The organism is Microbulbifer maximicatervae (SeqCode) (genome assembly GCF_052467385.1).
Genome location: NZ_CP174311.1, coordinates 4,517,113 through 4,537,694, shown reverse-complemented (window position 1 = coordinate 4,537,694; position 20,582 = coordinate 4,517,113). Strand labels below are relative to the sequence as shown.

Below are 20,582 nucleotides of genomic sequence, written 5' to 3'. Positions count from 1 at the left end.
CTGAGGGAATTTCCGTGAACCACTCTTTCTCCCTGACAAACAGTTGGCGATGGCGCCACTGACCTGCTGAGGCCCAATCGAGTTTGGCGATTGAGGCACCTTTCCCGTGGGCGCTGCTTATACTCTGGCGCCAATCATAAAGAATGAAAAATTGATCGGAGTCTCCATGACCCCTACCGAATACGCTCAACTTGCGTCTGAGGGTTATAACCGTATCCCCCTGGTAAGACGCGTACTGGCGGATATTGAAACGCCACTGTCCACCTATTTGAAACTGGCCGGAGGCCGTTACAGCTATTTGCTGGAATCGGTTCAGGGTGGGGAGAAATGGGGACGCTATTCCATTATTGGTTTACCTGCGCGGACTCTGCTCAGGGTTAAGGGCACTGACATCACCGTGGAAACTGATGGAGAGGTTGTAGAGAGCCACAGCGCCGCTGACCCTCTGGAGTTTGTTGAACAGTTTCAGCAGCGCTATCAGGTGCCTGAATTAGCGGATCTGCCCCGTTTTAACGGCGGGTTGGTGGGCTATTTTGGCTATGACTGCGTGCGCTATATCGAACCGCGTCTGGCCGCCAGTACTCCGCCGGATACCCTGGGTAATCCGGATATCCTGTTGATGGTCAGCGATGAATTGGTGGTTTTTGACAATCTTGCCGGTGCGGTAATTCTGATTGTCCACGCAAATACCGCTGAAGAAGCAGCCTATGAAAAAGCCCAGCAGCGCCTGGACCAATTGGTTGGCCAGTTAGCGCAACCGCTGCCGGATACTGTGCCCCTCGATTTGCATGGGCGCGGCATTGATGAGAGCGAATTCCAATCCCACTTTGGCGAGGACAACTTTAAGCGCGCAGTAGACCGGGTTAAAGAGTACGTGCTTGCCGGTGATGTGATGCAGGTGGTGCCCTCCCAGCGCCTGTCTGCGCCTTTCGATGCGCCGCCACTCAATTTTTACCGTGCTTTACGCAGTTTGAACCCTTCGCCGTATATGTATTTCCTCGATCTGGGTGACCACCATGTGGTGGGTTCCAGCCCAGAAATTTTGGTGCATTTAGAAGAGGGGGAGATGACTGTGCGACCTCTGGCGGGAACCCGCCATCGGGGAGCCACTGAGGAGGAGGATCTTGCCCTGGAGGAAGAGCTGTTGGCAGATCCCAAAGAACTCGCCGAACATCTGATGCTGATTGACCTGGGGCGCAATGATATCGGCAGGGTGGCTGATACTGGCAGTGTTAAAGTCACCGACCAAATGTTTGTCGAGCGCTATTCCCACGTGATGCATATCACCTCCAATGTTGTCGGCCAGTTAAAGCCGGGCCTCACCGCCATGGATGCTCTGCGCGCGGCACTGCCGGCCGGTACCCTGTCGGGGGCCCCCAAGATTCGCGCTATGGAAATTATCGATGAGCTGGAGCCAGAAAAGCGTGGCATTTACGGTGGGGCGGTCGGCTACCTGGCTTGGAATGGCAATATGGATACCGCTATCGCCATTCGTACTGCAGTTATCAAGGGTGGCCGACTATATGTGCAGGCGGGGGCCGGCCTGGTGGCCGACTCAGATCCACAGTCAGAGTGGAATGAAACAATGAATAAGGCCCGAGCGCTTTTCCGCGCTGCCGGTATGGCGCTGGCCAAGAGTAGTGACCCTGTAAAGATCGAGCAAGATGAGCGAAGTTAGTATTTCTCAAAAGTTGACCCTGGCTGAACGCTGCGAGCGAGTCGTCGCAGCGCCGTTATTTAACCAAATCATTATCGGAATGATTCTGCTCAATGCCGTCGCTGTTGGGTTGGAGACTTCCACTTGGGTGACGGAGCGCTTTGGTACGCTGCTGGGCGCTATTAATCAACTGATTCTCGCCTCATTTGTTATTGAGGCGCTGGTTAAGATTTTTGCCCATGGGGCCCGTCCCTGGCGTTACTTTGCCAGTGGTTGGAATTGCTTTGATTTTACTATTATTGCACTGAGTTTGATTCCTGCTACAGGGCCGCTAGCTACCCTGGCGCGTTTGGTTCGGGTATTAAGGGTTTTGCGGTTGGTTTCTGCATTCCCGGAACTCCGCACACTGGTAGATACATTGTTGCGAAGCTTGCCAAGCATGATGCACATTGCTTTGCTGATGAGCATCATTTTCTATATCTATGGTGTAGCGGGTTATTTCCTATTTCACGATATTGATCCAACTCACTGGCGCACTTTACCCATCGCATTTTTGAGTTTATTCCGCATAGTCACCTTTGAGGACTGGACGGATATTATGTATACAGCGATGGATTCGATGCCTTGGGCCTGGCTTTACTTCGTCAGCTTTGTGGTCATGGGGGCGTTCGTAATGATTAACCTCTTTATCGGTGTAGTCTTGAATAACCTGGAAGAGGCCAAATTGCGACGAATGGATGAAATGTGTCTGCCTCCAAGCCAGACCGAAATCCTGCGCGAACTCCGCGCAACCCAGGCCTCTCTCGCACGCCTGCAAAAAAGAATGGAAGAATCCACTTATCAACCAGAGGCTAAGGGGGCCGCACAATGATTTTAATGATCGATAACTACGACTCCTTTACCTGGAATGTAGTGCAGTACCTGGAAGAGCTGGGTGCAAAAGTGGTGGTAAAACGCAACGACGAAATTACCCTGGATGAAATTGAGGCAATGGCGCCAGAGAAAATTGTGATTTCGCCGGGTCCCTGTACCCCCAATGAGGCGGGTATTTCGCTCGATACCATTCGCCGTTTTGCCGGCAGTATCCCTATTTTGGGTATTTGTCTGGGGCACCAGAGTATTGGACAGGTCTTCGGTGGCAGGGTGGTTCGTGCCCGGCAGGTTATGCACGGCAAAACATCTCCTATAGTGCACAATAATTTGGGAGTGTTTCACGGTTTGTCCAACCCATTTGAGGCGACTCGCTATCACTCATTGGTAGTGGAGAAAAGCAGTTTACCGGAATGCCTGGAGGTCACTGCCTGGACTGAGACAGAGGATGGTGAAATTGACGAGATCATGGGCGTGAAGCACAGGGAATTAGCGGTAGAAGGGGTGCAATTTCATCCTGAGTCGATTCTCACCATGCACGGTCACGATATGTTGAGAAACTTTATCGAGTCTTGAGGGCCGGAAGAACAAGTGCGCGGCGGGCAGGCCCCGCCAGAATCAATAACCAGAGCGGGGCAAAGGGGGAAAAATGAATATTCAACAGGCCATTGCCAAACTGGTGGATGGCGAACACCTTACTCGTGAAGAAATGCGCGAAACCGTGGGCCAGATTATGTGTGGCGAAGCACTGGAGTCTCAGATAGGCGCACTCCTTATCGCATTGCGCATTCGCGGGGAAACAGTCGATGAAATTGTCGGCGCTGTGGAAACCATGCGTGAGCTGGCGGTAAAGGTTGAGCTCGATCTGGAAAACACGGTTGATATTGTCGGCACCGGCGGTGATGGCGCCAATCTGTTTAACGTGTCCAGTGCGAGCAGCTTTGTGGCAGCTGCCGCCGGAGCTAAGGTAGCCAAGCATGGCAATCGCTCGGTGTCGTCCAGCAGTGGTTCTGCGGACCTGCTTGAGCACGCCGGCGTATTTTTGGAATTGAGTCCCTCGCAGATGGCGCGATGCGTAGAGACTATCGGTATTGGCTTTATGTTTGCGCCCAGCTTTCACAATGCGATGCGCCACGTTGGCCCATCGCGCAAGGCGCTGGGACTGCGTACCATCTTCAATTTACTCGGGCCGATGACAAATCCGGCGGGGGTAAAGCGAAAAGTAATCGGTGTGTATGACAAGCGCTACTGCCGCCTGTTGGCTGAGGTTTTGCAAAAGCTCGGTTCAGAGCATGTGTTGGTTTTACATAGTGATGATGGGCTCGATGAAGCCAGTATTGCTGCGGATACCTTTGCGGTGGAATTAAAGGATGGTGCTTTGCAGGAATATACCCTCAAGCCTGAAGACTTTGGTTTGCTGCGCCGTGACCTCTCTGATCTTAGTGTTTCTGGTTCCGAGGACTCCCTGGCCCTGATTCGCGATGCGCTGGGTAAGCGCAATACTGAGGCGGGGCAAAAAGCTGCGGATATTATTGCGTTTAACGCAGGCCTGGCAATTTATGTCAGCGGCGTTGCGCACTCTGCAGAGCAAGGTGTCGCTATGGCACAAGATGCTATCGACAGCGGTCTCGCCGGAGAGAAAATTAACGATCTTGCCGCGTTTACCAGTGCGTTTCGCCCAGAGGAAATTCAATCGTGAGTACACCGACCATTTTAAAAACAATTGTCGAGCGCAAGTGGCAAGAGGTTGCTGAGCGCAAGGCTGAGTGCTCCACCGACGAAGTTCGCCGTCGCGCCAGGGATCAGGAACCGGCGAGAGGCTTTGTCGATGCAGTGGATCGCAAGATTTCCACTGGTGAGGCTGCAGTAATTGCCGAAATTAAAAAAGCCTCTCCCAGTAAAGGCGTGATTCGCGAGGATTTCCTTCCTGCAGAAATTGCTACTAGCTATGAAAAAGGTGGCGCGGCTTGTCTGTCAGTACTAACCGATGTCGACTTTTTTCAGGGCGCAGATAATTACTTGCAGCAGGCCCGAGATGCCGTACGCCTACCGGTGCTGCGCAAGGACTTTACCGTTGATCCCTACCAAATCTATGAAGCTCGCGCGATTGGGGCCGACTGTATTTTGCTGATTGCAGCCTGCCTGGAAGATCCACAGATGGCGGATCTCAACGGGCTCGCTTTGGAGTTGGGTTTGGATGTCTTGGTGGAAGTGCATAACCACAAGGAGTTGGAGAGGGCCCTGGCATTACCTAACCGCTTAATCGGCATCAATAATCGCAATCTGCACACTTTCGATGTGCAGCTGGAAAATACCTTTAAGTTACTGGATTTGATCCCTGAAGACCGCCTTGTGGTTACCGAAAGCGGTATCCATACCACAGATGATGTAGCGGCGATGCGTGGTCATAACGTCAATGCATTCTTGGTGGGAGAGGCCTTTATGCGGGAAGAGGAGCCGGGCAGAAAACTAATGGAGATGTTTAACTGACCGCTTACTCCAGTAGTAAAAATAAAAAAGGGCGATGTAAAAATCGCCCTTTTTTTATGCGGTATATTTATTCGGTTACTAGCGGGTACCGTACACCACCATGGTTTTACCTTTAACGGAAACCAGGCCCTGTTCTTCCAGGGTTTTTAATACGCGGCCCACCATTTCTCGGGAGCAGCCGACGATACGGCCAATTTCCTGGCGAGTGATTTTTATTTGCATGCCCTCGGGGTGAGTCATGGCATCCGGCTCATTGCAAAGATCGAGCAGGGTGCGAGCGACACGTCCGGTCACATCCAGGAAGGCGAGGTCGCCAACTTTGCGCGTGGTATTGCGCAGGCGGCCGGCCATTTGGGTGGCCAGGGCAAAAAGAAACTCTGGGTGCTGGCGAGTGAGTTCCTGGAACTTGGTGTAGGAGATTTCTGCCACCTCACACTCGGTTTTGGTGCGGACCCAGGCACTGCGGGTGTCCTGATCGAACAGGCCCATCTCACCGAAAAAGTCCCCGTCGTTGAGGTAGGCAACGATCATTTCGCGGCCTTCATCGTCCTCAATCAGAACAGTAACGGAACCGCGCATAATGAAATAAAGGGATTCACAGCGGTCGCCAGCATAAATAATCGTGCTCTTGGCCGGGTAGCGACGCCGGTGGCAGTGGGCCAGAAAGTCTTCAATATTGCCGATAGTCATGGGGTCTTCGATAGCAACCGTCACGGATTTATTCCTCATTTTTTGTCTTGTGCCCTATCCCGGCTTTAGCAGCTGAGCACTATTGAATTATCGCGCGAAAACAAAATCCCCAACAGGGGCTGACCGCGGCAAAGTTCCGCAGTGTGACCTGTGACACTATGGCACTGGGTCGCTTGGACTTCATAAACCACGATGCGTTCATAGAAAAAGCATTTGATCATGCATCATTCGGCTTTCGCGCGGAGGCGTACCAGACACTATACCGGAAACATACAGGTGCCGGGATAGACTTCGCCAATATGCTAAGCTTCGCCGCTGAAGTTTTAACGGGAGTGGAGTGATGCAGGGGAAAGTAACCTGGGTAAATGATTTAACCTTCGTCGGTGAAGCCGGCAGCGGTAATTCGGTAGTGATGGAAGGCGGCCGCACAAATAATGGTGTGCGCCCGATGGAAATGATTTTGCTGGGCGTCGGTGGCTGCGCGGCTTACGATGTGGTGAGTATTTTACAGAAGGCGAGACAAGACATTATTTCCTGTCATTGTGAGCTGGAAGGTGTGCGCCCGGATACAACCCCATCGCCGTTTGAGCGAATTGAAATGAAGTTTGTAGTGCGCGGTCGCGGATTGAAGGAATCCCATGTTGCCCGTGCAGTGGAACTCTCCGCAGAGAAATACTGCTCAGGCTCCATCATGTTGCGCAATGCGGGTGTCGAGATTGTGCACAGCTACAGCGTTGAAGAAGCTTGAAGGAAAATTAGCTGGGAGGAAAGGGAGGATACTGGGCGTAACCTCCCTAAAATCCAAGTCGTTTTAGTGAGTGAAGAGTAACGGTCAGATTTTATAACTGGCCGAGGTCATCACTTTGGATACCAGAGACATCACTCCTTTTACCGGAGCGGGGAAGCGGGCACCACCGGCGGCCAGTGCAGCGTGGGCGTGCTCGTCTTCGTCAATTAACATCTGTTCCACTACCGCACGGCTTCTCTTGTCGTCGGCGGGAAGCTTTTCGAGGTGGCTCTCAAGATGTTTACACACCTGGTCTTCCGTAGCGGCCACAAAACCGAGGCTGATTCGGTCGCTGATTTTCCCGGCGGCGGCGCCGAGCCCAAAGGACATGCCGTACCACAGTGGGTTGAGTAGGCTGGGGCGGCTGTCCAATTCCTTCAAGCGCTGTTCACACCAGGCCAGATGGTCGATCTCCTCATCGGCAGCGCGCTCCATTTCCCCCCGCACCTCGGGCAGCTTGGCGGTCAGGGCCTGGCCCTGGTAGAGCGCCTGGGCGCAGACTTCACCGCTATGGTTGACCCGCATAAGGCCAGCGGCGTGTTTGCGTTCGCTGTCGGTGAGGTCTGTCTCGGCTTCACCCTTGGCCGGGGATGCCCGGCCGTGGCAGGGTTCGCCGGGACTCAGGGTGCGCAGAGCCCGATCCGCTTGAATTAACAGGCGGTCGAGTCCGCTGAGGCTGCGTTTACTCATAGTCTTCTGCTCCCTGTGGAAGGCGACCGCTGATGAGCGGCCGCCGATGCCAGCTGTTAGTCCTGCTGCTCTGCAGAAACCTTTTCTCTTTCGACAGCGCGGTAGCCGATATCTTTCCGGAAGAACACGCCGTCCCAGTAGATAGCCCGAGCTGATTCATAGGCATTTTCCTGAGCTTCAGCGACGGTATCTCCCATTGCTGTGGCGCACAACACCCGGCCACCATTGGTGACTACACGCTCACCATCCAGTGCGGTACCGGCGTGGAAGACCTTGGCGTTGTCACCGTCTGCTTTGTCTAGGCCGCTGATGGCGTCGCCTTTGCGGTAGCTGCCGGGATAGCCGTGAGCGGCAAGTACCACACCCAGGGCTGGGCGGGAGTCCCACTCAGCAGTGACAGTGTCCAGCTTCTTGTCCAGAGCAGCCATGCACAGGTCGACCAGGTCTGATTTCAGGCGAATCATAATTGGCTGGGTTTCCGGATCGCCAAAGCGGCAGTTGTACTCGATAACCTTCGGAGTACCGTCGCTGTCGATCATCAGGCCGGCGTAGAGGAAACCGGTGTAGGGCGTACCCTCAGAGGCCAGGCCTTTAACGGTGGGTTCGATTACCTCTTGCATAATGCGCTGGTAAATGGTGTCAGTCACCACCGGTGCAGGGGAGTAGGCACCCATACCGCCCGTATTAGGGCCGGTATCGCCATCGCCAACGCGCTTGTGATCCTGGCTGGTGGCCATCGGCAAGATATTTTCACCATCCACCATCACGATAAAGCTCGCTTCCTCACCCTGGAGGAACTCCTCGATAACCACGCGGCAGCCGGCTTCACCAAAGGCGTTTCCAGACAGCATATCGCGTACAGCGAGCTCAGCCTGCTCTTCGGTTTCGGCAACGATTACACCCTTGCCCGCAGCCAAGCCGTCGGCTTTAACCACGATGGGCGCGCCGCGCTCGCGAATGTAGGCAACCGCCGGCTCCACTTCGGTGAAATTGCGGTAGGCAGCGGTGGGGATTGTGTGGCGCTCGAGAAAGTCCTTGGTAAAGGCTTTGGAGCCCTCCAGTTGCGAGGCGCCTTTGCTGGGGCCAAAAATGGCGAGGCCACGGGCATTAAAGAAATCGACAACGCCGTCTACCAGCGGCGCTTCCGGGCCGACAATAGTTAGTTCTACGCCGTTTTCTTCGGCGAAATCTGCCAGGGCGGCGAAGTTATCCACACCGATCGCGATATTTTCCAGCTTGGGTTCGCGGGCAGTGCCGGCGTTGCCCGGGGCAACATAGACGGTGCCGACATTTGGGTTTTGCGCTGCTTTCCACGCCAGAGCGTGCTCGCGGCCACCTGATCCGATAACCAATACGTTCATTCTTAAATCCCCCTAAGTCGACCGATCCGGTCCATTGCACAGGTTATAGGTGTGCTAGTTTAACGTGGAATTGATTCTGAGGCCTGAGTCTCGCCCCTGGATTCAAATGATTTGTGCGGGCTGGAGAGGGTAGATACCTTCCAGCCCGCTGATCATAGCCCGCAATGTTAAGTCTGTGCGGGCGCACGATCTTAGTGGCGGAAGTGGCGCATACCGGTAAATACCATGGCCATATTGTGCTCGTCCGCTGCGGCGATCACTTCTTCATCGCGCATGGAGCCGCCGGGCTGGATGACCGCCTGGATTCCTACAGCGGCAGCATTATCGATGCCGTCGCGGAAGGGGAAGAAGGCATCGGAAGCCATAACGGATCCTGCAACGGCGAGGCCGGCGTGCTCGGCCTTGATCGCGGCGATACGCGCGGAGTTTACGCGGCTCATCTGGCCTGCGCCTACGCCCACAGTGCGACCGTCTTTGCCGTATACGATGGCATTGGATTTTACGAACTTGGCCACTTTCCAGGTAAACAGCAGATCGCGGATTTCCTCTTCAGTGGGCTGGCGCTTGGAGACCACTTTCAGGTCGGCAGCGGTGATCAGGCCGTCGTCGCGGTCCTGAACCAGCAGGCCGCCATTAACGCGCTTGTAGTCCAGCGCCGGGGTGCGCTCGCTGCTCCACTGGCCGCATACCAGCAGGCGCAGGTTCTTCTTCTCGGCAACGGCCTGTTTGGCCTCTTCGGAGACTGACGGTGCGATGATGACTTCAACAAACTGTCGCTCGACGATAGCGCGGGCAGTGGCGCCATCCAGCTCTCGGTTGAAGGCGATGATACCGCCAAAGGCAGATTCGCTGTCGGTAGCGAAAGCCAGGTCGTAGGCCTTATGAATATCTTCAGCAATTGCCACACCACAGGGATTGGCGTGTTTAACGATAACGCAAGCGGGTTGCTCGAAGGACTTGACGCACTCCAGCGCGGCATCGGTATCGGCGATATTGTTGTAGGACAGCTCTTTACCCTGCAACTGGGTAGCAGTGGAAATGCTGGCCTCAGCTGGGTTGGCTTCGGTATAGAAAGCGGACTTCTGGTGCGGGTTCTCACCGTAGCGCAGATCCAGTTTCTTGATGAATTGGCTGTTGTAGGTGCGCGGGAACAGCTGCTTTTCTTCGCCTTTAATGGCGCCCAGGTAATTGGCAATAGCGCCGTCATAGCCCGCCGTGTGCTCAAAGGCTTTTACCGCAAGGTCAAAGCGGCTGGCGTGGCTCAGGGCACTATCGTTAGCTTTCATCTCCTCGATGATATTGCCGTAATCGCTGGCATTGACCACGATAGTGACATCTTTGTGGTTCTTGGCGGCAGCGCGAACCATGGTAGGGCCGCCGATATCGATGTTCTCGATAGCGTCTTCGAGGGAACAGTCGGGCTTGGCAACGGTTTGAGCGAAGGGGTAGAGGTTAACCACCACCATATCGATCGGGGTGATACCGTGCTCGCCCATGATGGCATCATCGGTACCGCGGCGCCCCAGAATGCCACCGTGTACTTTCGGGTGCAGAGTTTTGACACGGCCGTCCATCATTTCGGGGAAGCCGGTGTAGTCGGAAACTTCTACCACGGGAATACCCGCTTCCTTGAGCTGGCGGTGGGTTCCGCCGGTGGAAAGAATCTCAACCCCCATTGCGGAGAGCTGTTGAGCGAACTCTACAATGCCACTCTTGTCAGAGACACTAATTAGAGCGCGGCGGATGGAAACCTTGTCTGTCATTGCACTTGATCCAACTGGTTTTCGAAAAGGATGTTTAAAAGGTTTTAGCGGTTGTCCACTGTGGCAACAAAAATGCTGCCGGGAAAATAGCGAAGGGGGATGAGTTACCTCATCCCCCTTCAAAATTTCGCTCGGTGGGAAGCTTACAGCAGGCCGTAGCGCTTCAGCTTCTTGCGCAAGGTGCCACGGTTGAGACCCAGTAATTGCGCGGCGCGGGTCTGGTTGTGGCGGGTGTATTTCATCACCACTTCGAGCATGGGCGCTTCGATCTCCGACAGCACCATGTCGTAGACATCGGTTACCATCTGGCCATCCAGGTGGCGGAAGTAGTTCTCCATTGCGTGTTCGACGGCATCGCGCAGGGACTGCTGCTGTGGCTGTGCCAGTTGAGTCTGTCCCCTGGAGGATACTTCTTCATTGCCAGTATCCGGAATTAATACTTCGTTGTTCATGCCGCTTGTGCCCCTCTCGTTATTCGGCGTTCAAACCACTCGTGAACGCTGGCATGTTGTACTTCTGCACTCTCTATTTGGAAAAAGGTCTTGCGGAAGGACTCGCTATCCGCGAGCGTCTTCAAGTACCAGCCCACATGTTTGCGAGCGATACGGACCCCCATCACCTCACCGTAGAATCGGTGTAGTTCGCCCAAATGGGCGAGCAAAATATTCCTGACTTCATCCAATGTCGGTTCGGGTAGCCGCTCGCCAGTGGCGAGATAGTGGGCTATTTCCCGAAAAATCCATGGTCGTCCCTGTGCTGCACGGCCAATCATGACCGCCGATGCGCCAGTGTAATCGAGCACCTCTCGGGCTCTCTCAGCACTGCAGATGTCGCCATTGGCAAAAACCGGGATTTTTACCCTGGATACAATTTCGGCAATGGTATCGAATTCAGCCTGTCCGTGGTAGCCACAGGCGCGAGTGCGACCGTGAACCGCCAGTGCAGCGATCCCGGAATCCTCGGCCATTTTGGCTACAGTGACGCCATTGCGGGAATCCGGGCACCAGCCGGTGCGGATTTTTAGCGTCACCGGGACGGAAACAGACTGGACCACGGCTTGAAGAATATCCGCTACCAGCTTTTCATCCCGCAGCAGGGCGGAGCCCGCTGCTTTCTTACACACCTTTTTTGCCGGGCAACCCATATTAATATCGATGATTTGTGCGCCGCGACGAGCATTCTCCCGAGCGGCTTCCGCCATCATCTCAGGATCACCGCCGGCGATCTGCACCGATATGGGCGCCGCTTCGCCACCGTGATCCAGGCGCAAGCGGGACTTGCGGCTGTTCCACAGGCGAGTGTCCGAGGTCACCATCTCCGAAACCACCAATCCGGCGCCGAGTTCTCGGCACAACTGGCGGAAGGGGCGGTCGGTGACACCGGCCATGGGCGCCAGAATTACCGGGTTGTCGATAATATAGGGGCCAATGGCAGTAGACACGGTAGCTCCATTTGGGCTGTAGGAAGGGCAATCTGTGCCCCGGCAAAACAGCCGCCTATGATAGCGGCTGGCCCGTTAATGGCAAAGCGAAAAAGCGGGCAATTTGATCGAACACTGTTCATTTAGCCTGCTGAATGCGCAGGTTTGGTTGTTTATGGCGCCAAATCCCCTTTGCTAAAAACTTAGCCGGGGAGCTCGTGTGAGCTTAGTGAGTGATGTTCAGCTCGTAGTTTACCGCTTCTGCACCGGGGTCAACCACCTCAATTGCGATATGAATGGGGCTGTCCTGGGGCATTAGTTTGCGTCCGGCCAACTCCCCCTGTAGGTACTCGTCCGGGGTAAACCGGCGACTGGCCACAGCCTTGTCCTTCAGGTCGCTGAAGTTCAGCAACAGGTTGGGGAAGGGTTGCGCGTAGGGGGCGGTATTTAGCAGCACTGCATCCACTACCAGGGCGCCCTGCAGCTGCGGGTGGGTGCGCACCATTAAGTTTGTGGCCTGGATCGCCCGGGTATCTTTTAGCTGGGGTAAGGTGCAGCCGAATAGTGGGCAGGCGGCAGCATAGAAGTCCCGCCAGGGCTGTTTGCGGCTGAGGCTATCGAACTGGAAGTATGCAACCTGAATCACTATGCCGAGGATCGATAGGGGAACCAATGCACGCCACAGCCAGGGAGAGGCTGTGCGTTTCTTTTTGGGAACTCCCCACGACATCTCCACAGGCGCGGGCTGGATAGCTGAGATTAATTGCTCCCGCTGGGGCTCTTCAGCAGTGGTAGATTCGCCACCGAAGTAAGGCTCCTGGCGGCTTTCCTCAGTGGGGGGATCTACAGACTCGGTTGATACTGCAGGCTCATTGTTGTCCCAGGACGATTCCTCAGCGAGGGAGCTAGAAGTTTCAAACTCCGGTACTTCAGGTTGGCCGTTGTACTCGGGCGAAGGGTCAGAATCAAAATCAGGAAGTTCTTCCCAGTCCGGCTTGAGGATTTTATCCAGGTCCTCTTCGGGTTCCGCTTCCTCTTCGGTGTGAGATGCTTCCAGCTCCTGCCACTCATGGTCGCCAAAGGCGTCACCAATTAATTCCTGCGCTGCTGCACTATATTCTTTTGGTTCAGATTTGGGCGCGCTGTCAGGTGCACCCTCATTGGTTGCACTCTCCTGACTGGTAGTTTGATCTACAGCTGGTGGAGATGGCGGGGTGGCGGGTTCGTCCTCGTCGAGCTCGATATCGTCGTGGATCAGGAAGTCATCGTCTTCCAGCAAAGCCTCCAAATCATTGCGACTCTCGCTATCACTTTCTGAGAAAACGATATTTTCATCTGCGCGAAACACCTGCAGGCAAGACCCACAGCGAACGGCTCCACGGGCAGCGCGCAGTTGCTGGTCATTAATATGAAATGATGTGCTGCAATGAGGGCAGCGGGTTACCAGTTGAGACATTCGACTAGAGCGCAGTTTATTTAGCAGCCAAGTTTATCAGCCCAAAGGGGTCCCGCGTAGTGCTGGGGAGCGCATTTAGCGCACCCGCTTGCCTGTCAGTCTGACCCATCCCTCGTGTTCGCCGTCAGGATCGAACTCAATCCATTCGCTGTAAGCATTTTTCACCTGCTCTGCCTGGGAACTGAGGATGCCGGACAGGCAGATTTTTCCGCCCAATTGAGTGAGTTGTATCAATTGAGGGGCGAGTTCTACCAGGGGACCGGCGAGGATATTGGCCAACATGACATCGGCGGCTTCGCTCGGCATTTGCTCTGGCAGGTAGACCGGGAAACGCTCGGGGTCTATGCCGTTGCGCTGGGCATTGTCGCGACTGGCGATCAATGCCTGGGGATCGATATCGGTACCGAGAACTCGCTCTGCTCCCAGTAGTAGTGCGCTAATCCCCAGAATGCCCGAGCCGCAACCGAAGTCGATGGCACTCTTACCTGCGAGTTCCTGCTGTGCCAACCATTGCAGGCATAGGAAAGTAGTTGGGTGCGTGCCAGTGCCGAAGGCAAGGCCCGGATCGAGCAGCAGGTTCACTGCGTCCGGCTGTGGAGGCTCACACCAGCTGGGGCAGATCCATAAATTGGGGCCGCACTGGATGGGTTTGTAGTGGGTCATCCACTCTCGCTCCCAATCCTTGTCCTCAAGTTGCTCCCAGCGGGCATTGGGCAACATTTCGCATAGGAAGGAAGCTGCTTTTGCCTCGGTAACCGAGGTGTCCACTTCCGCATCGAACAATCCGGTAACCCGTGTTTGCTCCCAAAGGGGCACCTCTCCGAGCCCGGGCTCAAGGATCGGTTGGTCAGCGTTGTCTTGCAGGGTGACAGATACGGCACCGGCAAAAAGCAGTGCGTCTTCAATTTTTTCCGCGTGATCACGGTCGGTGTCCACGCGGAGTTGTAGCCAGGGCATAATTATTCCGGAATTGTTATAGCGGTGTTTACGGCATTGTTGCGGCTGGGCCGCACTCAGATAACGACGGTTGCCACGCCATCCATGGCAAGGTTCAGTGTCGTTATGTTTGCCGCAATTCTCGCTAACTTTGCCCCGGCTGGCGAGCGCTTAAAGACCTAACTTCTTCTCCAGGTAGTGGATATTGACCCCACCCTTGGCAAAGTTTTCATCTCGTACCAACTCTTCCTGTAGGGGAATGTTGGTTTTGATACCGTCCACCACCAGTTCCGACAGGGCCACACGCATACGCGCCAACGCGGTTTCACGATCTTCCGCATGGGTGATCAGCTTGGCGATCATGGAATCGTAGTTGGGGGGTACGGAGTATCCGGAGTAGAGATGGGAGTCGACCCGCACACCCAAGCCGCCAGGCATATGGAAGTTGTTTACCTTGCCGGGGCTGGGGAAGAAGGTCTGTGGGTCTTCGGCATTGATACGGCACTCAAAGGCGTGACCTTTGATTACGATATCTTCCTGCTTCAGGGATAGCTTCTCACCGGCACAAACCCGAATCTGCTCCTTGATCAGGTCGACGCCGGTTACCATTTCGGTAACGGGGTGCTCCACCTGGATACGGGTGTTCATTTCGATAAAGTAGAAGCGCTCATTTTCATACAGGAATTCAAAAGTACCCGCGCCGCGATAGCCGATATCGATACAGGCTTGTACACAGGACTCATGTACCTGCTCGCGCACCTCATCGGGAATACCCGGAGCTGGGGCTTCTTCCAAAACTTTTTGATGGCGGCGCTGCAGGGAGCAGTCGCGATCGCCCAGATGAACGGCGTTGCCCTGGCCATCGGCCATTACCTGGATCTCAACATGGCGGGGATTCTGCAGGAATTTTTCCATGTAGACGGTGCCGTCACCGAAGGCCGCTTGGGCTTCGGACTTGGTCACGGCAATCGCGTTCACCAGCTCCTCTTCCTTTTCCACCACGCGCATGCCGCGACCACCGCCACCGGCGGCAGCTTTAATGATGACCGGATAACCGATGCTGCGGCCGATCTCCATGCAGCGCTCGCTATTATCGGGCAGCGGGCCGTCAGAGCCTGGAACGGTGGGAACGCCAGCCTTTTTCATGGCGGCAATTGCAGACACCTTGTCACCCATCAGGCGGATCACATCCGGATCAGGGCCGATAAAGGTAAAGCCGCTCTTTTGCACCTGTTCGGCGAAGTCGGCGTTCTCTGCGAGAAAGCCATAGCCGGGGTGCACGGCTACTGCGTCGGTGATTTCCATGGCGGAGATCAGGGCCGGCACATTTAGGTAGCTCTGCGGGGATGGGTTGGGGCCGATACATACAGATTCGTCGGCCAGGCGGACATGCTTGAGATTGCGGTCTACCAAAGAGTGCACCGCCACAGTGGCGATGCCCATCTCTTTACAGGCGCGCAAAATCCGCAATGCGATTTCGCCGCGGTTGGCGATTAGGATTTTGTCGAACATTGTGACTTACCCCACTCAGACGATGGTCACGAGGGGCTGGTCAAACTCAACCGGTTGGCCGTCTTCCAGCAGGATCGACTCAATAGTACCGGCCTTGTCGGCTTCGATCTGGTTCATCATTTTCATCGCTTCGACGATGCATACAACATCGCCAACTTTGACCTGCTGACCCACTTTCACGAAGGCCTCGGCGCCAGGGCTGGGTGCAGCGTAATAGGTGCCTACCATCGGGGATTTTACCGCGTGTCCGCTGATAGCCGGCTTGGACTCTTTTTCAGCTGGGGCAGCAGGAGCACTGGGCGCCGGAGCAGCGGGGGCGGCAACCGGTGCGGGAGGCGCGCTGTAAATCGGTGCAACGGGTTGGGCTGCGCTGCTGACGCCGCGACTGATGCGCACGGACTCTTCGCCTTCTTTGATTTCCAGCTCGCCGATATCCGATTCTTCGAGCAGCTCAATCAATTTTTTAATTTTGCGGATATCCATAGTTATTTACTCGCAGTTTGATTCATTGTTGTGCAGGTGTGGCATCCAGTTGATGGATGGCTGCCTGTAGAGCCAGGGTGTAGCTGTTGGCGCCAAAGCCACAGATTACGCCGCAGGCCAGATCTGAAAGATAGGAATGGTGTCGGAAAGCTTCCCTGGCGTGGGGATTGGACAGGTGAAGCTCAATAAACGGGATGGCAACGGCTGCCAGGGCATCGCGCAAGGCGACACTGGTATGGGTGAACGCAGCGGGATTGATCACGATAAAGTCGACCCCACTGGTCGCCGCCAAGTGGATTCGTTCGAGCAGGGCTGATTCACTATTGCTCTGCAGGACTTCCAGTTCGTGGCCGGCGGCGTCGCACTGGCGCTCGGCGGCTTCATTGATATCCGCCAGGGTGGTAGACCCGTAGATGTGCGGTTCGCGACTGCCTAAAAGATTTAGGTTGGGGCCGTGAAGGAGAAGAAGTTTAGCCATAATTCGCCCTGAAGAAAGTTGCCGAAAACCCATATAAAGTGGGTTAAAATTGGCTATCTTGCGGGCAAACTCGAAATTTCGGCCTAGCTGCCCGAACTCATTAACCGAGTCTGCCGCAAAAGTGACTCCCTGTCCATGCCAGACTCGGAGTTTATCGAAGTTAGCAGCAGTTCGGCGATATTGGGCAAAAAATTAGTTCAAAATATCCGGGCTGTGGCCTGTTTACCTTGGGTTATTGGCTACAAAGGCGTCAAAAACTTTACTGAGTCACCCCAGTGCTCAAAGGGGAGTCCACAGCGTTCTCCAATTCCTGTAGTAAATCATCTTGAGAAAGTATTTGCGGCAGTATTTTTGCGTCGTCCCCATCGGCGGGATAGAGGAGATACAGCGGCACACTGGTACGCCCGTATTTGGCCAATAATTCGCTGATTCGCGGATCCTGGTTGGTCCAATCGCCTTTCAGCGCGACCACGTTGAGGCGCTCCAAAGCATCACTGACCTCGGTGCTCGACAGCACAGCTTTCTCATTCATCAGGCAGGTGATGCACCAGGCCGCGGTCATATTGGCCAGAACTGCACGCCCCTCACTGCGTGCAGTCTCCAGTCTCTCTGCCGAATAGGGCTCCCAGTAATCGCTGCTGGACAATTGTTCAGACTGATTGATGGTTTTCAGTTGCGGAAGGAGAAAAACTGCCAAGGCCAGGGAGGCCAGGGCCAGGGAACCGCGCAGCCAGTGCCATTGCGGACGCGGCCAAAGCCACAGGGCAAATGCAATGGCTACAGCACCAGCCAGTACCAGGGCAACTCCATCCCCCCCGGCTTGTCGGCCCAGAACCCACAGTAGCCATACCGCAGTGAGATACATCGGGAATGCCAACAACTGCTTCAGGCGATCCATCCAGGGGCCGGGTTTGGGCAGCTTTTCCGCCAGAGCGGGGATATAGGTCAACAACAGGAAGGGGGCCGCCATACCGGCGCCAAGGGCGGCAAAAACACTTAGCGCAATAAGCGCGGGCTGCGTAACAGCAAACCCCAGTGCGGAGCCCATCAGCGGCGCAGTACAGGGACTGGCCACCAAGGTTGCCAGCGCGCCGGATGCCACAGAGCCCGACAACCCCTGACGTTTATTCAGGTTGCCGCCAATACCCATCAGGTTACTGCCGAGTTCGGTCATTCCGGACAGACTTAACCCCATGATAAAAAACAGGTAGGCGAGTGCTGCCACCAACCAGGGGGATTGAAGCTGGAAGCCCCAGCCGACAGCCTCTCCGCCGGCGCGAAGGGCGAGCATCACAGCGGCGATAGCCACAAAGCTCAAAACTACGCCCAGTGTATAAGCCCAGCCGTGGTGGTGCCTTTGGCTTGCATTTTGTGCCGCCTGGCTCACTGCCAGTAATTTAATCGACAGTACTGGGAAGACACAGGGCATCAGGTTCAGGATCAAGCCACCGGCAAATGCGAGAAGCAGCGCCAGTGATAAGGTGACATTGCTACTGCCTGCGGCACCGCCAGCACTCGCTGGCGGAGTGGGCGCGCCTGTAATTAAGGCGCTGTCCTGCGGTTCTATATCCTGACTGGCAAAATCCACACTGTAGTATCGGGTCTGAGGTGGATAGCAAAGGCCGGCATCTGCGCAGCCTTGATAGTGGAGCTCCAGTTGGGTAGAACCGCTGGTTTCAGGGATTTCCAGGGCAAATTCGAGCTGGCCTCGGTAGACCTCAGTCTCTTTCTCGAAATAGTCGTCCCAAATGACTTCACCGGTTGGCAGGTTCAGGGGGATGGGAGTTTTTTCACCATTATCGACCCTGTACAGCGCCAGTTTTTCGCGATAGAGGTAGTACTCTGGGGCAATCTGGAAGAGTGCACTGAGGCCGTTGGCATCAAAGAGCAGATCCTGCTGATAAGCTTCATCGACCGGCAGGAAAGTGTTTTCCTGGGCACTGCTCAGCGAGGCAAAAGGGTTATCGGAATTCTGCGCTATAGCTCCAATGCTGGTTATGGCCAGCAGGATTGTCAGCAGAACGAGGAAATTTTTTCGGAAACTTTTGGTCATCACAGCCATAGATGAAAAAATTCATTATAGTCGGGCGCATAGTTCAGACTGCTGCACCAGACGGGGGTTCAGTCGCCGCAGCAGTATAGCGACGCCAGTGGTACAAAAAAACAACAATAGGGGATTGTTTTGCCGTCATTTGAACGCCTTCACAGCCTTGGGGTTTTACTGCTACTGGCATTTTGCCTGGGGGCCTGCTCATCCAATAAGCCCGCACCTAAAACGGTTGTCCCTCCTCCCGCCCCTAAAAAGACGCCATCCCAAGACCAGGTTCGGCGCAACAATATTTCCTTTTTTTTGAGTCGTGCGGAACAGGCGCTACGCAAAGGGCATCTAACCCAGCCTGCCGGCGCCAGTGCCTACGACTATTACCTGCGTGTATTGCAACTGCAACCGGATAACAGCAAGGCAGAAACCGGTATTCAAACCATTGTGGTCACCTATGTTGAGCGGGCGCGGGACGCCCTGCGTCGCAGGGATTTTGGGGAGGTGAATACCCTGTTGAAACGGGCCGAGATGTTGGCCCCGGCCAATCCGCTGGTGGCTGAAGTGCGTACACAGTTGGTCCGCGAGCGGGGGAGAGCGCAGCTCGATTTACCGCAAGGGGAGGTGATAGGTCTGCCAGCCGGTGAACTTGCAGCAAGGTCTGCCGGGCTGGTGGAACAGTTACAGCGAGTAGCGGGCAGGATTCGCAGTGAGCAGCTGCGCGTCATTATCGTAGCGCGCAGTGATGCTGAGGGCCGTTGGGTTTATCAGCAACTGCGCGAGGCTGTACCCGGGTATCGGGTGCGTGGAGATATTAAAGTCGGGAATCCGGCGAAACTGATTCTGATTAAGCCCAGCGGAGGGGCACCATGAAAAAAGTATTGGCATTTGCCTTTTTAATCACCGCACTTCTTGTGTCTAAAGGCGCCTATTCCATAGGGATTACGGCGGAGGGGTATGCCCGGGAAACTCCTCCGGGGCCCTCGATGAGCGCCGCCTTTGTGTCGCTGCACAACACTGGTGATTCGAGTCAGGTACTCACGGGTGTGGAGTTGCCGGGTGTTGAACAGGCTTCGGCAGACCTACATACCACAATATCGGAGAACGGAATAAACCGGATGCGCCCGCTGGATCAGCTGACGATTGCCGCCGGGGCAAGTGTAGATATGGCTCCCGGTGGAGTTCACTTAATGATTAAAGGTCTGCGCTTGCAGGCGGGGGAAGAGTTGCCGTTGCGACTGCTTTTTGCCGATGGCAGCAGTGTAGATATTCTTGTGCCAATAGTTCGGGTGAGTGATGAGGGTGAGCACCACCACCATCACCATGGCTGAATTGGCAGTTTTTTTGAAGTGAGGGGGAATTAAACATGAAGAAGTTATTGGTTTTTGCCGGTGCACTGCTACTCAGCGCTTGTGCTCACAGCCCGCTGCAAATTTGGCTGCAGCCTCAGGTTCAGGTCGCTCCTGAAGCGATAGGCGAAGGCTTTAGTATGAGTGTGATGGGAGTTAATGAACTGCCCTCTGGCGGCTTGGGATCATTGGGTGGTGTTTATGCGGATACTGCTCAGGTAAGTATTGGCAATGACGCTGGTGAGGCTATTGCGGCGGGATTGCGTGAGGGTTTTTCAAATTGGTCATTCCGAATTACCGATAGCGCGCCGGAAGTTCAGGCGATCGCAAAATTGGTAAAACTCACCTACAACAGTCCAAATACGGTTTATACCACCGAGATTGACACCTCTGCTGAAATTCACCTGGAAGTGAAAATTGGTCCTCGCACTTATTTCGGCACTTACAGCGCTTCCGGCAAAGATCGGAACCTGGTTAAGCCCAGCCGTGAAGAAGTCCAAAGCCGTGTGAATGGACTGCTCAGCACAACTCTACAACGAGTATTTGAAGACGAGAAATTAAAAAATTTCTTGCGCAGCAATCTGTGAATGTGCAATTTATAC

21 protein-coding genes are annotated in these 20,582 nt (G+C 54.9%); 9 read left to right on the top strand and 12 right to left on the bottom strand.

The window, feature by feature from the left end; genetic code table 11:
- Nucleotides 1-166: 166 nt before the first annotated feature.
- The 5 genes from trpE (at nt 167) to trpC (ending at nt 5,017) form a co-directional block, all read left to right on the top strand.
- Nucleotides 167-1,678, top strand: coding sequence for an anthranilate synthase component I (gene trpE / locus ACJJIR_RS19465; protein WP_444906509.1), 1,512 nt, complete (start codon nt 167-169; stop codon nt 1,676-1,678).
- On the top strand, nt 1,665-2,528 hold the full coding sequence (locus ACJJIR_RS19460) for an ion transporter (RefSeq protein ID WP_444895314.1): 864 nt from the start codon (nt 1,665-1,667) through the stop codon (nt 2,526-2,528). Before trpE ends, ACJJIR_RS19460 begins: the two co-directional genes overlap by 14 nt.
- Nucleotides 2,525-3,103 carry an anthranilate synthase component II gene (locus ACJJIR_RS19455; RefSeq protein WP_444906508.1) on the top strand — a complete coding sequence of 193 codons (579 nt, stop codon included), beginning with the start codon at nt 2,525-2,527 and terminating at the stop codon, nt 3,101-3,103. Before ACJJIR_RS19460 ends, ACJJIR_RS19455 begins: the two co-directional genes overlap by 4 nt.
- A gap of 73 nt (nt 3,104-3,176) precedes the next feature.
- Nucleotides 3,177-4,226: an anthranilate phosphoribosyltransferase gene (gene trpD / locus ACJJIR_RS19450; protein WP_444906507.1), complete on the top strand. Its 1,050-nt coding sequence runs from the start codon at nt 3,177-3,179 to the stop codon at nt 4,224-4,226.
- Nucleotides 4,220-5,017 (top strand): indole-3-glycerol phosphate synthase TrpC, encoded by a 798-nt coding sequence (gene trpC / locus ACJJIR_RS19445; RefSeq protein WP_444908435.1) that lies wholly within the window; start codon nt 4,220-4,222, stop codon nt 5,015-5,017. Before trpD ends, trpC begins: the two co-directional genes overlap by 7 nt.
- A 78-nt stretch (nt 5,018-5,095) precedes the next feature.
- Here the strand turns inward: trpC and crp are convergent, their stop codons facing one another.
- Nucleotides 5,096-5,746: a cAMP-activated global transcriptional regulator CRP gene (gene crp / locus ACJJIR_RS19440; RefSeq protein WP_051089460.1), complete on the bottom strand. Its 651-nt coding sequence runs from the start codon at nt 5,744-5,746 to the stop codon at nt 5,096-5,098.
- Nucleotides 5,747-6,047: 301 nt separating this feature from the next.
- Between crp and ACJJIR_RS19435 the strand changes: the two genes are divergently transcribed.
- Nucleotides 6,048-6,455, top strand: coding sequence for an OsmC family protein (locus ACJJIR_RS19435; protein WP_282934442.1), 408 nt, complete (start codon nt 6,048-6,050; stop codon nt 6,453-6,455).
- An 84-nt stretch (nt 6,456-6,539) separates the two neighbouring features.
- Here the strand turns inward: ACJJIR_RS19435 and coq7 are convergent, their stop codons facing one another.
- From coq7 to ACJJIR_RS19380, 11 genes are all read right to left on the bottom strand, one after another.
- The gene (gene coq7 / locus ACJJIR_RS19430) at nt 6,540-7,184 is read right to left on the bottom strand and encodes a 2-polyprenyl-3-methyl-6-methoxy-1,4-benzoquinone monooxygenase (protein ID WP_108731610.1); all 645 of its coding nucleotides are present in this window, start codon (nt 7,182-7,184) and stop codon (nt 6,540-6,542) included.
- Nucleotides 7,185-7,240: 56 nt separating this feature from the next.
- Nucleotides 7,241-8,545, bottom strand: coding sequence for a phosphoribosylamine--glycine ligase (gene purD, locus ACJJIR_RS19425; protein ID WP_444906506.1), 1,305 nt, complete (start codon nt 8,543-8,545; stop codon nt 7,241-7,243).
- Between the two features lie 191 nt (nt 8,546-8,736).
- Complete coding sequence (gene purH, locus ACJJIR_RS19420; RefSeq protein ID WP_444906505.1) at nt 8,737-10,308, bottom strand: bifunctional phosphoribosylaminoimidazolecarboxamide formyltransferase/IMP cyclohydrolase; 1,572 nt, start codon at nt 10,306-10,308, stop codon at nt 8,737-8,739.
- Between the two features lie 143 nt (nt 10,309-10,451).
- Nucleotides 10,452-10,760 carry a DNA-binding transcriptional regulator Fis gene (gene fis, locus ACJJIR_RS19415; protein WP_020411495.1) on the bottom strand — a complete coding sequence of 103 codons (309 nt, stop codon included), beginning with the start codon at nt 10,758-10,760 and terminating at the stop codon, nt 10,452-10,454.
- Nucleotides 10,757-11,695, bottom strand: a complete 939-nt coding sequence (dusB, locus tag ACJJIR_RS19410) for a tRNA dihydrouridine synthase DusB (RefSeq protein WP_413665838.1) — start codon at nt 11,693-11,695, stop codon at nt 10,757-10,759. Before dusB ends, fis begins: the two co-directional genes overlap by 4 nt.
- Nucleotides 11,696-11,954: 259 nt before the next feature.
- Nucleotides 11,955-13,184, bottom strand: coding sequence for a DUF3426 domain-containing protein (locus tag ACJJIR_RS19405; RefSeq protein WP_444906504.1), 1,230 nt, complete (start codon nt 13,182-13,184; stop codon nt 11,955-11,957).
- A gap of 75 nt (nt 13,185-13,259) precedes the next feature.
- Nucleotides 13,260-14,141, bottom strand: a complete 882-nt coding sequence (gene prmA, locus ACJJIR_RS19400) for a 50S ribosomal protein L11 methyltransferase (RefSeq protein WP_444906503.1) — start codon at nt 14,139-14,141, stop codon at nt 13,260-13,262.
- Between the two features lie 150 nt (nt 14,142-14,291).
- The gene (gene accC / locus ACJJIR_RS19395) at nt 14,292-15,632 is read right to left on the bottom strand and encodes an acetyl-CoA carboxylase biotin carboxylase subunit (RefSeq protein WP_444906502.1); all 1,341 of its coding nucleotides are present in this window, start codon (nt 15,630-15,632) and stop codon (nt 14,292-14,294) included.
- Between the two features lie 15 nt (nt 15,633-15,647).
- Complete coding sequence (gene accB / locus ACJJIR_RS19390) at nt 15,648-16,115, bottom strand: acetyl-CoA carboxylase biotin carboxyl carrier protein (RefSeq protein WP_282934436.1); 468 nt, start codon at nt 16,113-16,115, stop codon at nt 15,648-15,650.
- Nucleotides 16,116-16,137: 22 nt separating this feature from the next.
- Nucleotides 16,138-16,593 (bottom strand): type II 3-dehydroquinate dehydratase, encoded by a 456-nt coding sequence (gene aroQ, locus ACJJIR_RS19385; protein WP_282934435.1) that lies wholly within the window; start codon nt 16,591-16,593, stop codon nt 16,138-16,140.
- Between the two features lie 259 nt (nt 16,594-16,852).
- On the bottom strand, nt 16,853-18,646 hold the full coding sequence (locus tag ACJJIR_RS19380) for a protein-disulfide reductase DsbD family protein (protein ID WP_444906501.1): 1,794 nt from the start codon (nt 18,644-18,646) through the stop codon (nt 16,853-16,855).
- 129 nt (nt 18,647-18,775) lie between these two features.
- Here ACJJIR_RS19380 and ACJJIR_RS19375 point away from each other — a divergent pair, with 129 nt between their 5' ends.
- From ACJJIR_RS19375 to ACJJIR_RS19365, 3 genes are read left to right on the top strand one after another with little or no spacing between them, the layout of a single operon-like run.
- On the top strand, nt 18,776-19,504 hold the full coding sequence (locus ACJJIR_RS19375; RefSeq protein ID WP_413664260.1) for an N-acetylglucosaminyltransferase: 729 nt from the start codon (nt 18,776-18,778) through the stop codon (nt 19,502-19,504).
- Nucleotides 19,501-19,962, top strand: a complete 462-nt coding sequence (locus tag ACJJIR_RS19370) for a copper chaperone PCu(A)C (protein WP_444906500.1) — start codon at nt 19,501-19,503, stop codon at nt 19,960-19,962. The genes ACJJIR_RS19375 and ACJJIR_RS19370 overlap by 4 nt, the downstream gene beginning before the upstream one ends.
- Nucleotides 19,963-19,997: 35 nt before the next feature.
- Complete coding sequence (locus tag ACJJIR_RS19365; RefSeq protein ID WP_444906499.1) at nt 19,998-20,567, top strand: YajG family lipoprotein; 570 nt, start codon at nt 19,998-20,000, stop codon at nt 20,565-20,567.
- Nucleotides 20,568-20,582: the final 15 nt, after the last annotated feature.

What these genes read in the sequence shown, in the direction of transcription:
- trpE (WP_444906509.1), top strand. Translation starts at nt 167, where the DNA reads ATGACCCCTACCGAATACGCTCAACTTGCGTCTGAGGGTTATAACCGT.
- ACJJIR_RS19460 (WP_444895314.1), top strand. Translation starts at nt 1,665, where the DNA reads ATGAGCGAAGTTAGTATTTCTCAAAAGTTGACCCTGGCTGAACGCTGC.
- ACJJIR_RS19455 (WP_444906508.1), top strand. Translation starts at nt 2,525, where the DNA reads ATGATTTTAATGATCGATAACTACGACTCCTTTACCTGGAATGTAGTG.
- trpD (WP_444906507.1), top strand. Translation starts at nt 3,177, where the DNA reads ATGAATATTCAACAGGCCATTGCCAAACTGGTGGATGGCGAACACCTT.
- crp (WP_051089460.1), bottom strand. Translation starts at nt 5,746, where the DNA reads ATGAGGAATAAATCCGTGACGGTTGCTATCGAAGACCCCATGACTATC.
- ACJJIR_RS19435 (WP_282934442.1), top strand. Translation starts at nt 6,048, where the DNA reads ATGCAGGGGAAAGTAACCTGGGTAAATGATTTAACCTTCGTCGGTGAA.
- coq7 (WP_108731610.1), bottom strand. Translation starts at nt 7,184, where the DNA reads ATGAGTAAACGCAGCCTCAGCGGACTCGACCGCCTGTTAATTCAAGCG.
- purD (WP_444906506.1), bottom strand. Translation starts at nt 8,545, where the DNA reads ATGAACGTATTGGTTATCGGATCAGGTGGCCGCGAGCACGCTCTGGCG.
- purH (WP_444906505.1), bottom strand. Translation starts at nt 10,308, where the DNA reads ATGACAGACAAGGTTTCCATCCGCCGCGCTCTAATTAGTGTCTCTGAC.
- fis (WP_020411495.1), bottom strand. Translation starts at nt 10,760, where the DNA reads ATGAACAACGAAGTATTAATTCCGGATACTGGCAATGAAGAAGTATCC.
- dusB (WP_413665838.1), bottom strand. Translation starts at nt 11,695, where the DNA reads ATGGCCGGTGTCACCGACCGCCCCTTCCGCCAGTTGTGCCGAGAACTC.
- ACJJIR_RS19405 (WP_444906504.1), bottom strand. Translation starts at nt 13,184, where the DNA reads ATGTCTCAACTGGTAACCCGCTGCCCTCATTGCAGCACATCATTTCAT.
- prmA (WP_444906503.1), bottom strand. Translation starts at nt 14,141, where the DNA reads ATGCCCTGGCTACAACTCCGCGTGGACACCGACCGTGATCACGCGGAA.
- accC (WP_444906502.1), bottom strand. Translation starts at nt 15,632, where the DNA reads ATGTTCGACAAAATCCTAATCGCCAACCGCGGCGAAATCGCATTGCGG.
- accB (WP_282934436.1), bottom strand. Translation starts at nt 16,115, where the DNA reads ATGGATATCCGCAAAATTAAAAAATTGATTGAGCTGCTCGAAGAATCG.
- aroQ (WP_282934435.1), bottom strand. Translation starts at nt 16,593, where the DNA reads ATGGCTAAACTTCTTCTCCTTCACGGCCCCAACCTAAATCTTTTAGGC.
- ACJJIR_RS19380 (WP_444906501.1), bottom strand. Translation starts at nt 18,646, where the DNA reads ATGACCAAAAGTTTCCGAAAAAATTTCCTCGTTCTGCTGACAATCCTG.
- ACJJIR_RS19370 (WP_444906500.1), top strand. Translation starts at nt 19,501, where the DNA reads ATGAAAAAAGTATTGGCATTTGCCTTTTTAATCACCGCACTTCTTGTG.
- ACJJIR_RS19365 (WP_444906499.1), top strand. Translation starts at nt 19,998, where the DNA reads ATGAAGAAGTTATTGGTTTTTGCCGGTGCACTGCTACTCAGCGCTTGT.